The following is a 12,783-nucleotide window of genomic DNA, read 5'->3' as shown; positions in this document are numbered from 1 at the left end:
CTTGCTTTGGTTAAGCATTTCCAATTTTCGAGATTTTAGGAGCTTTGATTAATTTGATTCTAGAAGTCGCAACGAAACTTTGGCAAAATTATTTTCTCTACATTTCTACAAGTAGATTTCTACAAGTAGTTACTAGAATTCTGGCGATAATTTCTGTAGTAGAACTGTTGACTATAAATCTGGTGGTGAAATTTTTGAGAGTTTCAATTATTGGTGTCTTGCTTTGGTTAAGCATTTCCAATTTTCGAGATTTTAGGAGCTTTGATTAATTTTCTTCTAGAAGTAGCTAGGAAACTTTCTATCTCTAAATCTATGTTTGAATAGCGATCGCTATTCAAATATTGAAAAATACAATTTTGATTAGGAGTAACTATTACGGCTATCTCAAGAAAAGTCTTCAATTTTTTACCCTTACTCCCTACTCTCTCTTTTCTAGGGAAAAAGGTTTTTCCCAATCTAAATATTTCAGTCTCTGATTAGAAATTTCCAATAATAAAAACAGGAAATCAATTATTGAAGAGAGGTATTAAATTCTTTCCCCCTACTCCCTATTCCCTACTCCCTACTCCCTAACTTAAATAAAATATTTCTTTTAAAGCATTAATCTTAGCTTTTCCAATTCCACATTTTAATTTTGTAATTGGTTCTAAGGTTTTCCAATTTTGACGTGGAGCTTCGGCAATACGTTCTGTTGCTTTTGCTAAATCAACTTGTTTAAGTTTACTATTTGGCTTTTCGATCAAATATTTAAGTGCTGCCTCAATTTCATCTTTTGTGGCAGTGGAAAGATTTACTTTCTCTGGTTCGGGTATTGGTTGGGGAGTCAGATAAAATACTTCTTTTAAAGCATTAACTTTAGCTGTTGTAATTCCACACCCTAATTTTGTGATGGGTTTAAAATCTTTCCAATATTGACGCGGAGCTTCATCAATGCGATTTGTAGCTACTGGCAATTTTACTCCTTTAAGTTTGCTGTCTGGTTTTTCAATTAAGTATTGAAGTGCTGCTTTAATTTCATCTCTTGTGGCGGTGGAAAGATTTATTTGTGGCGTTTTTTCCCCAGATAAAATTTTGCTAATTTGTTCAGTTTCCTCACTTTCATCAGCAATAATACACCACACTTTTTCTAAACCAGCAGCTTCAGCTACGGCAAAAATAAAAGAATTGCCAATTACTTCATATTTATCTTCTCCCACTTCTTTAACAATGATAGGTATCCAGTTTCTCCCACCAGTTTCATTGAGAACTTTTGCCGTTGATGAAATTAGAAATTCTGGAGCATTTTTTCCATCTCCCAATTCAATTTCATCCATATATAAATGTATCAACTTACCAACCTTACTCAAATTGCTCATTATAATACTCCTTAACCAAGTCTATATGATATGTGCGAAAATCAAAGAATTAATCAATGACTGGATATTGCTCTTCTCCAACTTTAACAATCACAGATACCCAGTTTTTTCCATCAGTTTCATTCAGAACTTTTGCCGTTGATGAAATTAGAAATTCTGGAGCATTTTTTCCATCTCCGAGTTAAATTTCATCCATATTATAGATGTATCAATTTACCAATCTTATTCAAATTGATCATTGTCAAAAATATTCCTTAACCAAGTATACATAAAATGTGCGAACTACCTTATCTTTAAAAACAGCAGATACATAATCAAAAGTATAATTTGCAATGCAGCATAACTAAGCAATTCAAATATTTTTGTATTTTTATTAGCTTTATAGAAAATACTCATTAACTAAACTCTTATAATATTCACGAGCTACCTTATTCTGATAAACAGCAGGTACATAATCAAAAGTATAATTTGCAATTGCAGCATAAGCAGGCAATTCAAATATTTCGGTATTTTTATTAGCTTTTGTATAACGTGGATAAAAATAAGGTAGCAGGTCAAATTTATTATGGGAGTTTTGTCGAGCATCATTAATCAGTTTACTAATATAGGATTTAGCAACTTTTTTTTGAGGTTCGGTCATTTTTTCACCGTTAAAGAAAATTGGTAAAGCCACTGGTCCGAAATCTTGATTTTTTCTTCTTGCTTGTTGAACTTTTGGTATATATTCCTTGATGGTTATAGCTGCATTTTCTAGGGAAAATAAGTTATTATGTTTTGCCGGAATTAAAACTACATTTGCGGCATAAATAGCACTAACGCTGAATATCCGCCAGTTAGGAGGAGAATCAATTAAGATATAGTCGTAGTTATTTTTTAGTTGCTCTAATACTTTGCTTAATCGGTCAAAAGTAATTTGTTGTGCAATATCATCCCAATTACTAAGTTCTCCATGCACAGGAATTACATCAAAACCAAATTCTTTTTTGGATTTTTTATCGCTGATTTTGTAGGGATAAATTACATCTCTAACATTAATATTTTTATCTATCAAGCAATTATAAAAGGTAGGTGTACTTGGTTTAATTGCTAAAGAATTTGTCAAGTCTCTTTGATTCGGATCAAAATCAACAACCAAAATTTTTTTCTGATACGGTGGTAGTGATAGGGTTGCTGCCGTATTAACTGTAGTTGTTGTTTTTCCTACCCCACCTTTATTATTATAAACTGCGACTGTTAATGCTTTTTTTGGTTTACTAATTTTTTCTTTAATCAATGTAGCGATTTTGATGATATTTTCTGAATTAATTGCTAGGCAAACTGTCGCTGGATGAATAACTTTTCCATGCTTTCTGAATAATTGAATGTGATTAGCATTCGTAATTATTCCCCACTTCACTGTTTTACAGTTTTCAGATAGCAAATACCGTTTAATTTGTACAACTGTCTTTTTATAATCTGTCGAATCAGTAGCTAAATTAAGATTCCGAGTTTTCAACTCTACAAGAATATCTGGATTAGTTTTGGTTTGAGAAAATATCTCATTTCCTGTATTATGACGCAGAGCATGATCGACCGATTCATTACCTAGTCCTGTGGAAAAAGAAGGCACTCTTTCATTTACTTCAAAACCTAAAAAATTGAATAATTCAGATGCAAAAATCTGACTTACTAAAGCTTCAGATGCGTCATCTGGCAGATTTTTTGCCAAAGCATCTACGAGGGCTTGATTTTTCGCAGCATTATCCATCTGTCGTTCATTTGTGTTGATTGTAACTATCACTTTACCACAACAGATATCGGCAAAAATCTAAATTTTATTGACTTGTCTTAAAATTACATCTATCTATATATATTTATATGCTTGACAAGCGCTAATTGGATTAAAATTAATATCTACAAATTGCACTCGACTAAAAGTGTCAATCCATAAGTGAGCGCCGCATTTTGCCGGGTTGTGGGGACTATATACAATTCGACAGGGACCTTTAATTTCCAACTGGAAACCATAGTCATTGCGATTAGTTTGCTTCACAGAAATTACTGGTCTTATCTCTTTTAGTGGATTCTTTGCATTTTCCTTAATGATGTGCTGGTTAACATGAATCATTGCGGGGTTAACCCGCTTTTCTTTGCACCAATTACCCTTCGGACCTCTTCTACCAGGATAAATTATGGGCATTTCATTACCTTGAGAGCCATAAGCAGGAATTTGCCAAAAGCCATTTTCCTTGCGAGCATTTTTTACTCGACCTTGAGATAATAATACCCGCAAACGTTGACCGGAAATACCAAGTAAATATGCAGCTTCTGTAGTTCCCATGATTCTTTTTTCAACCATTGCGCAACAGTTAAATTAGTCTATAACTTTAAATAATAATCAAAAAATACTTTAACTTATTTTCGGACTAAAAATTACTAATTTAACAAAATTTAATCTAGACTTTGCCTGCAAATAACTTTTTGAAAATATATTCTTCAACAAGAGAAGTAAAATAATTATTTCATTAGACTGATTTAGATAACTTTAGCATTGGAGTCAAACTATAGTATTTAGGAATCAAGATTCTTTTTGCCTTCTGCTATCCTTGTAAATAGGCTAATTGTAATTTTTAACTTTTAAATTTTGATTTTTGACTTAAATTTATGCTCAGAGCTGGAATTGTCGGACTACCCAACGTCGGAAAATCTACCTTATTTAATGCTTTAGTTGCTAATGCCAAGGCAGAAGCTGCTAACTTCCCATTTTGCACAATAGAACCTAATGTTGGTGTGGTGGCAGTGCCAGATGAGCGGTTAAATGTGCTAACTAAAATTTCTAATTCTGCTCAGACTATTCCTACCAGAATTGAATTTGTTGATATTGCTGGTTTAGTAAAAGGTGCTAGTAAAGGAGAAGGTTTAGGTAATCAATTTTTATCTAATATTCGAGAGGTTGATGCCATTGTTCAAGTAGTTCGTTGTTTTGATAGTGAGGATATTATTCATGTCTCTGGTTCCGTCGATCCAGTGCGAGATATTGAGGTAATTAATTTAGAATTAGCCTTATCCGACCTAGCTCAGGTAGAAAGACGAATTGAACGAACTAAAAAACAAGCTCGTACCAGTAAAGAAGCTCAGGCAGAATTAGAAATTTTAGAAAAATTAGAGGCTGTTTTAAACGAAGGTAAATCGGTACGAATGGCTGGTTTAAATGAAGACGAATCTTTTCTAATTAAGCCTTTAAATCTGTTAACTTCTAAACCCATAATTTATGCTGCTAATGTGTCAGAAGATGACTTAGCTAGTGGGAATGATTGGGTTGAAAAAGTCCGCAATATTGCTGCTGTAGAAAATGCTCAAGTTGTGATAATTTCAGCTCAGGTAGAATCAGAATTAATTGAGTTACCAGAGGAGGAAAGAGCTGATTATTTAGAATCTTTAGGAGTAGAAGAAGGTGGGTTAAAATCTCTAATTAAGGCAACTTATGAATTGTTGGGATTGCGTACTTATTTTACTACTGGAGAAAAAGAAACTAAAGCTTGGACGATTAAAGCTGGAATGTTAGCTCCTCAAGCTGCTGGTGTAATTCATACTGATTTTGAACGAGGTTTTATTCGAGCAGAAACAATTGCTTATGATGATTTGGTCGCTACTGGTTCGATGAGTGCTGCTAAAGAAAAGGGTTTGTTGAGGAGTGAGGGTAAGGATTATCTTGTAAAGGAAGGGGATGTTATGCTTTTCCGATTTAATGTTTAGATTTCTGTTAAAGAAGCGGTCAGCGGTTAGCAGTCAGTAGTCAGAAAAATTGTTTTTTTAAAGTTAGCTTTTGCCGAGCATTCCTGAAGGGAAAGGGGATTTTAACCAGAGCTACTAAAAGCTGATATCTGTTTCGGAGCATTCCGGAACAGAAATGCTAAAAGCTGATAGCTGATAGCTAGTTAATTAAGGAGAAAAAAATGAGTATTGTAGAACTTTTGATTCTTTGGTTTGTTACTGCTGTGAGTTTGTTTATTATTTCTAAGTTACCTACAGGAGTAGAAATTGATGATTTTAAAATTGCCTTAACTTCTTCGGCAGTTTTTGGATTGTTAAATGCTTTAGTTCGTCCAGTTTTAGTTGCTATAGCTTTGCCTATTAAGATTGTTCTTTCGAGTTTTATTTTTACTCTACTTCTCAATATGGCTATATTTGGTTTAGCTGCTTGGTTTGTAAGTGGATTTCGCTTACGTTGGGGATTTTGGAGCGCCCTAATTGGTGCTGTAGCATTAGGTTTTATTAACTCTTTTCTTTATGAGTTACTTAATCGGGTAGTGGTAAGTTAGGTCAAAGTCTAGGTTGTCATTAAAACAGTTAACAGTTATCAACGTGTATGATGGGGAACTTAGACTTGAAATAATCAGCATGAAAAGCTTAGGAATGAGAATTTTATTATCTACACAAGTTGAATTGCCTAAGGTATATATGATCCGAGTTATCAAAAAAAGTTCTGGACTTTATTTAATTCTTATTCCTTAAAGCATAAGTTAACAATATCAACTTTTGAGTGGTGACTGATGACTGATAATTTGTAGCTTTTTGTGTTTATTAAAAACTGATATCTAGTTAATTATTTGTTCTGGATATCAGTTTTATTTTGGCATATTTTTCTTTGTAGCTAAATAGTTATACTAAATCTCAAAGGTTTTACTATATATCCTTAAAGTGGTATGGATATGGGGAGATGGAGAGATGGAGAGATTTAATCGCAACTAAATGGGGAGCATTTTTTCAGGAAAAACTTACTCAGAGATTACTTCTGTACGTCGCCAATCCGACGGGGACCCTATGTGACTTGCGCCTAGCGCTATAAACCTTATTTTAAACCTTGGGAATAAGAGAGTAAAAGAGAGATAAATACTCATCAGAATCAGGCTAATTCTGCCCTGTCATCTTTAATCTTCTGTTCAAAATTAAAAATCTAGATTACCTCTACAATTTCCCGATACTTTTCTATCGTGCTATAAAAGATAATAAAGATAATATTGATTATATTTGATTTTTTTTATTTGAAGGTGAGCGGTGCAACTTATTAGTAAACTTCCCAACAAATAAATTTTATATGTTTCCTAAAATTTCAAGATTATTTTGTTCTTTAAGAGCGCGTTTATCCAGACAAATAGTCTTGTGGATATTTGCCAGTATTGTAGTAATTGAGACTTTAATTTTAATTCCATCTTATAAGCGGCGGGAAGAGGAACTGCTTCACCAACTAGAAGATGTTTCTGGAGCAATTTTTAATTCTATTGTACGTTTAACTCAAACCAGTATGGCGTCTGATGGTATCTTTCAGATGAAGGTAAAAACATTAACTGAAGATTCTGTAATTTTGGGAGTCACAATTTATGATTCTAAAGGAGAATTAATTGAAACTATTGGTGAAGCTCCAGAAATAAATTTTTCTCATCTTGGGGACAAAAATATTCTCCGTATTAGAAGTCAAGATGGTAAACGATATGATGTGGCATTATCTGCAGATTATTTGGGAATCAATTACACATTAATTGCCCGTCACGACGCTTCTGAAATTCAACGAGAATTATATGCTTATATTGGTAGAATTGTAGTGCTTGTAATAGTTATATCTGTTTTCGTTACCTTAGTAACAATGGAAGTATTAGGATTTACATTGATTAATCCTATTTTGAAGTTAAGAGATGACTTAATTGCTGCTGGAGAAGCTTTAAGTAAAAATGGCGATCGGGTTAAATTTTATTCTGTTTCTGTTCGGCGTCAAGATGAATTGGGAGAGGTAATGATGGCTTTTAATCAAATGTTTGAGCGAGTCTCTACAGAAATTGATCGACGCAAGCAAGCAGAACAAATATTATTAGTTGAACAAGAAAAATCAGAACAGTTATTGTTAAATGTTTTGCCTCAAACAATTGCAGCAAAATTAAAGGAAGGGAAAAAAGATATTGCTGATAGTTTTGCTGAAGTTACTATTTTATTTGCAGATTTGGTAGGGTTTACTGAGCTATCAGAAAAAATTAATCCTCCAGAATTAGTTAATTTGCTAAATGAAATATTTTCTTGCTTTGATGAATTGACTGATAGATATTTTTTGGAAAAAATTAAAACTATTGGAGATGCTTATATGGTGGTTGGAGGTTTACCAGAACCAAGGCAAGATCATACTGAGGCAATTGCTGAAATGGCTTTGGATATGCAGGCAGCAATTGCCTATTTTAATCAAAAAAATAATATGCAACTTAGTATTAGAGTTGGTATTAATACTGGTCCTGTTATTGCTGGTGTTATTGGCAGGAAAAAGTTTATTTATGACCTCTGGGGTGATGCAGTTAATACTGCTAGTCGCATGGAATCTCACGGTATACCTGATAAGATTCAAGTTACAGAATCAACCTACTATCATTTAAAAGGTAAATATATATTTGATGCGAGAGGAACTATTATGATTAAGGGTAAGGGAAGGATGAATACATATTTTTTGGTTGATAGATATAAGACCGTTTAAATTAGGTTATTGGGATTAATTTATGTCATAATTCAACTATTACTCAGTCGTTTCAGCAAACACTAATTAGAGAATAGGCATAATTTTATATAGGGATTTATACTACGATAATTCTTGCTCAATCTCTCAAGATTAATTCTGGTGTAACAGGCAATATGCCTGATAACTGAAGGCTAAATGATTACTAATTTACTGGTTAGCCTTTACTCAAAAATACTGTTGATATTGAATGAGAATAATGTTGATGTTTACATGACAATCGATCATTTTTGAAGTGGATGGCTAAAAACTGTTATCTGTTATAAAATTAATTAAGTTGAGTTCGGAGAATTGTATGGAAAATACTATAAATTGTGCAGAAGTTTGTGTAAATGGTTGTGTTTTGGGTGACAAGTGCCCTAATAAGGGATATGTGGAAGAAACTTCTAAATTTATTAATGATACTTCTTTGGATAAAATGCTAGAAATGGCTGAAGAAGCAATGATGAAGAAAAGGATGGCTCCTCCTAAGTGGGTAATTCCTGAGTTTCCTGAGTAGAATTAATATGAAAGTAAGAACTATACGGCACTACTCTAAACTACTAATGCACTCGCTAATTAATTTTATTTTTGAGATACTTTTCTTATTGCTTTGATAGATGAATTGAGCGATATTATGTATTATACTATTTCTCAGGTTTATCAGGTATACTGATTTTCTTTTTTTCTTTTACTCGTTGCTAATTACACTTTTCCGTAAAGCCTAACACTTTTTACTTTACCAGTATTATCAGCTGTTATCGTTTTAAAAAAGCGGTTAGCAGTCAGCACTCAGCAGTCAGCAAGATTATTTTTAATCAGTTATTAAGGGGATTTCAACCCCGATAATACAATCCTTCCTATACGGGGTGGCAGGGGATTTTAACAATCGCTCAAAAACCTGAAGGCCGAAGTTACCATCCAGGAGACTAGCTGAATGCTTTTAGCTGATAGCTAGTTAAATTTGTTTTTAAAATAAGGTAAGAGGAAAGGAATTAAGGAAATATTTTTTGATTTGATTAAACCTAGTTTAAATACCTGTTAACTTCCTTGTTTTGAAAAAAATTGAGTTTGATACAGCAATTCCCATACTGGTGAGATACAAGATTCCTTGATTTTAGGGAACACTTAACTGGGAACACTTAACTGGGAATAGGAAGTAGGGAGTAGTAATTCTGGTTCCGTAGGAATAAATCAAGAAGAAAAACAACTGTACCTCATTAGCTTGGGAAATGCTATATCAATTTTATATGAGGCTGCACAGAATTATCAAATTGATTAATTTATCCATCTTTAATATATGGTCAATTATTCTGGAAATTTTATTCTATGCAGCTTCATTGTAATCTGGTATTAGGTAGTAGCTTAGTGGTTCAATTTATATATATATTCAACCCAAAATAATTGTATACATCGAGGGTTAGGTTTGGGATTTTAAACCCAATTACTTCCTTATTTATTTTAAACCTACAATCTTTGAAGCTTAGTGGCAATAATTTTGTTTAAAAATTATCAAATCAGCAAAAATATTAATAGTAAAACTACCACAAGAAAGTCGATATGATGGAATTCGATCAAATACCACGAGAAGTATCAATTAATGTCAATCTTTTACTACAAATATTAGCTTTTGGAGTCATAGTAATAGTTGTTATTCTGGGGGTTCGTAAATTACCTCAATTCATCGGAAACTCATTATATACAGAAATTTTTGAAGTATATAAAATTATCATATCTCCAAATAAATCACTAATTGGAGTAGTAATTGCTCTAGCCATATCTGAGATAACTATTCTAGCTATTACACCATATTCTGAGTTATATATTTTGGAAATAATCCTCAGTTTAATCTTAACAATTACTATTACTTGGTTAGCTTCTCAACTTGTGAAACAATTTTTCGATGTCTATTTAATAGAAGCAGCATTCAGAAGCGATCGTAAAGCTAATAGTGACTTATTTATAGTAGGTAAATTTATAGCGAACTTTATTATTATTGTTCTAGCTATTATCATTTTTGCTCAAACTCACCAAGTGAATGTATTTGGTATAATTGCTAGTCTGGGAATAGGAGGTGTAGCAGTTGCTTTTGCTTCCCAAAATACTTTAAGTCAATTACTTGGTGGAATTGTTCTTTATATAGATAGACCTTTTGTAATTGATGACTATATTGGTCTTCCCGATGGCACTTTTGGCAGAGTAGAATCTATTGGTTTACGCTCAACTAAAATTCGTTCTTCTGGAAAAGGTACATTAATAATTGTTCCTAATAATTCTCTGACTCAGGTAAATATTGAAAACTTTACTGCAGCCAAGAAAGTTATGTCTATTTTATATTTAACTTTTTATCGTTATGTAGATATTGAAGAACAAGCATTAATCCGCCAAGTTATCTTAACAAGTACCAGCGATATATTTGGTGTTGACCCTCGTAATACTGATATTGCTTTTAAAAATTTGCCGAGTTCTAAATCAGAAAATATTACTCAAGCCCAAATTACATTTTTTATCTTAGGTTCTGGTAAAGTATCTATGGATTTACGTCGTCAAATGTTGGATAATGCTAGTCAAAGAATTACTTTAAAACTTAAGGAATATGGTATTGCTTTTGATATAGAGCAACCCAGTATTTATGTCGATTCACCAATTACGGTCTAATACCAAATTTCACTCATAGCAAGCTATATATCCAGAAAAAAGGTGTTTTTTTGTAAGTTTTAGGTGTTAATATCATGTTCGGTTGAATACTTATAATTAGGTTAGTAGTTTTGCTTCAGCAATTGATACACATTTAGTGGGCTAGAGCAAAACTACAAACTAATATTTTTTTATAACTGATTATCCGAACATAATAATAAGAAGTTGAGGAAAAGGGGTCGCACATTAAAGAATGATAATAGATTTTCAACTGTACATATCTTGAGGACAAAGTTATCCAAAAATATCTACTTTTGGATTTGATAATTCCTAATTGTGCAACGTCCAGGCAAAAGACCAAAGTATAAATTAGTTTTAACAAAGTAGCATTAATGGATGATAAATAGTATAAGTTAATATGTTTTTCTCAGATATAATTAACCAAGTAAATCAGGTCTTTATTTCTTTGGATGCTACTAGCATTCCTAATTATTTAATTTTCTTTGTCTTTGCTTTGGGAGCAATATTAATCGGAAAATATACATCACTAATAGTGGGTATTATTATTAAAAATTTTATCCCAGGTGAAAGGCAAGAAATTACCAATAATTTGATTCATCCACTAAAAAAACCTTTTCAACTTGCAGGAACTTGTCTATTAATTTCTCTATCCTCAGCTTGGTTGATAGATTATGAAAAACTCTACAAATTCTTTCATCCACTAATAGTTTTTTCTGTAGTTGCTAGTCTTGCATGGTTAGCCTCTCGGATATTTAGTCAACTTGTGAGAATCTATGGAATTGAAATTATTTCTAAATCAGGTTTAGAAAATGAGTTACTGTTAGTATTTGAGACTATAGTAAATCTAATGATTGGATTTGTGGCATTAGTAAGCTATGCTCAAAGTCAAAAGTTTCCCCTAACAGGTTTGTTAGCTGGCGTATCTATTGGTGGTATAGCTATTAGTTTTTCAGCTTCAAAAACCTTGGAGCAATTTTTTGGTACTATAGTCTTATTTTTAGACCGTCCTTTTATTCCTGGAGATTATATTCGTTGCTCATTAGGAGCAGGTGAGATTTACGGTAGAGTGGAATCTATTGGTTTGCGTTCTACCAAAATTAGGGTGGCAGCTACAAGTACACTATATATTGTGCCTAACAACAAACTAGCTGATGCGGCAATAGAGAATATTACCCGTGGTAAAAAAGTGATGGTTTTATTATATTTAGACTTTACTAAAAAACTTACTGAACAAGAAGAAGCTCTTGTTCAGCAAGTAGCTAGAAATAGTAAAGATTCATTAATGGGGATCGATCCAGGTAGTATGAAAATAACCGTATTTGACCATGAAGCTACAGGTAAAAGTCGTGCCAGGATGACATTTTTTATTCTCGGTTCTAGTGAAAATTCTATTCAGCTAAGGAAGCAACTACTGGAAGTTGCAAATCAGAATTTTTCTAAGGAACTGAAAAAATTTGGTATAGATTTTAATATGCAAGAACCGAATATTTATGTTGATTCCCCAGTGACTATTTAGGGTTTGCTGAAAAAGTCTTTTAAGGGAGTAGGGGAGTGGTGGAGTGGGGGAGATGAAAATCAAAAATAATTAGGGAGTAGGGAGGAGTTAGGAAGAATGGGAAATTATAGAGGAGGTAGTCGGAAGAATTGTCAAAGTTATTTTTCTGCAATTATTCTCCCCAAAATGCTAACTTTTTGCAGCTATAGACACGGAAAATTAGGCACTTTTTTTGTTTCCAAAAAGGCTTTAGCCTTTATCTTTCAATCCTTTGGGATTTAATCAGTAAGCCCTAATTATAGAATTATAAACATATATTATATAACCTGGTTCTATATGAGTTAATAATTTATAGCCGATCGCTGACCGCTGAATGCTTACATATTTTTTTAGGGTTTATACCAATGCAAATTTTCCATGAAAAAACGACTGACTAAAATTGAATTATTCAAGCAAGCAATGAACTTTTCTGCAGGTCACTTTACTATATTTTCAGATAGTGAAAGAGAGAATCTGCACGGTCATAATTTTTCTGTATATGTCATGTTCGAGGCTGAAGTAATGGAAAATGGTATTACCTTCAATTATGGTATTTACAAAAAAATTATCCTTGATATTTGTCAATTTCTTGATGAAGTTGTTCTACTACCATTAAAAAGTCCTTATCTCAGAGTAGAAGAATCAGATGAATATGTCTATGCTTTCTTCGATGGTGACAAAGAGAAAATACCATTTCTGAAACGAGATGTAAAGTTGCTTCCGGT

12 protein-coding genes are annotated in these 12,783 nt (G+C 32.7%); 7 read left to right on the top strand and 5 right to left on the bottom strand.

Annotated elements, in window-relative coordinates; translation table 11 throughout:
- Nucleotides 1–97: 97 nt before the first annotated feature.
- The 5 genes from ACP6PM_RS00495 to ACP6PM_RS00475 form a co-directional block, all read right to left on the bottom strand.
- Entirely contained in the window at nucleotides 98–235 is a 138-nt protein-coding gene (locus ACP6PM_RS00495; protein WP_426580839.1) for a hypothetical protein, read from the bottom strand.
- On the bottom strand, nucleotides 228–401 hold the full coding sequence (locus ACP6PM_RS00490; RefSeq protein ID WP_426580837.1) for a hypothetical protein: 174 nt from the start codon (nucleotides 399–401) through the stop codon (nucleotides 228–230). The genes ACP6PM_RS00495 and ACP6PM_RS00490 overlap by 8 nt, the downstream gene beginning before the upstream one ends.
- A 168-nt stretch (nucleotides 402–569) precedes the next feature.
- Nucleotides 570–1,355: a ParB N-terminal domain-containing protein gene (locus ACP6PM_RS00485; protein WP_426580835.1), complete on the bottom strand. Its 786-nt coding sequence runs from the start codon at nucleotides 1,353–1,355 to the stop codon at nucleotides 570–572.
- A gap of 379 nt (nucleotides 1,356–1,734) precedes the next feature.
- Nucleotides 1,735–3,135, bottom strand: a complete 1,401-nt coding sequence (locus ACP6PM_RS00480) for a ParA family protein (protein ID WP_426580833.1) — start codon at nucleotides 3,133–3,135, stop codon at nucleotides 1,735–1,737.
- 63 nt (nucleotides 3,136–3,198) lie between these two features.
- A complete protein-coding gene (locus ACP6PM_RS00475; protein ID WP_426580831.1) occupies nucleotides 3,199–3,693 on the bottom strand; it encodes a hypothetical protein in 495 nt (164 codons plus the stop codon).
- 305 nt (nucleotides 3,694–3,998) lie between these two features.
- On the opposite strand from ACP6PM_RS00475, the gene ychF reads away from it, so the two are divergent.
- The 7 genes from ychF to ACP6PM_RS00440 form a co-directional block, all read left to right on the top strand.
- Complete coding sequence (ychF, locus tag ACP6PM_RS00470; RefSeq protein ID WP_426580829.1) at nucleotides 3,999–5,090, top strand: redox-regulated ATPase YchF; 1,092 nt, start codon at nucleotides 3,999–4,001, stop codon at nucleotides 5,088–5,090.
- A gap of 200 nt (nucleotides 5,091–5,290) precedes the next feature.
- On the top strand, nucleotides 5,291–5,656 hold the full coding sequence (locus ACP6PM_RS00465) for a phage holin family protein (protein ID WP_426580827.1): 366 nt from the start codon (nucleotides 5,291–5,293) through the stop codon (nucleotides 5,654–5,656).
- 776 nt (nucleotides 5,657–6,432) lie between these two features.
- Nucleotides 6,433–7,848, top strand: coding sequence for an adenylate/guanylate cyclase domain-containing protein (locus tag ACP6PM_RS00460; RefSeq protein WP_426580825.1), 1,416 nt, complete (start codon nucleotides 6,433–6,435; stop codon nucleotides 7,846–7,848).
- 334 nt (nucleotides 7,849–8,182) lie between these two features.
- Nucleotides 8,183–8,386 (top strand): hypothetical protein, encoded by a 204-nt coding sequence (locus tag ACP6PM_RS00455; RefSeq protein WP_426580823.1) that lies wholly within the window; start codon nucleotides 8,183–8,185, stop codon nucleotides 8,384–8,386.
- Between the two features lie 1,040 nt (nucleotides 8,387–9,426).
- On the top strand, nucleotides 9,427–10,524 hold the full coding sequence (locus tag ACP6PM_RS00450) for a mechanosensitive ion channel family protein (RefSeq protein WP_426580821.1): 1,098 nt from the start codon (nucleotides 9,427–9,429) through the stop codon (nucleotides 10,522–10,524).
- 397 nt (nucleotides 10,525–10,921) lie between these two features.
- Nucleotides 10,922–12,040 (top strand): mechanosensitive ion channel family protein, encoded by a 1,119-nt coding sequence (locus tag ACP6PM_RS00445; RefSeq protein WP_426580819.1) that lies wholly within the window; start codon nucleotides 10,922–10,924, stop codon nucleotides 12,038–12,040.
- A gap of 396 nt (nucleotides 12,041–12,436) precedes the next feature.
- Nucleotides 12,437–12,783 (top strand): 6-pyruvoyl trahydropterin synthase family protein (locus ACP6PM_RS00440; protein ID WP_426580817.1); only part of this gene is annotated, 347 nt, incomplete at its 3' end.

Origin of the sequence: Dapis brunnea BLCC-M229, from assembly GCF_050015995.1 — a bacterium.
Taxonomy (GTDB): Bacteria; Cyanobacteriota; Cyanobacteriia; order Cyanobacteriales; family Microcoleaceae; genus Trichodesmium.
This window is presented reverse-complemented; position numbering and strand designations above follow the sequence as displayed.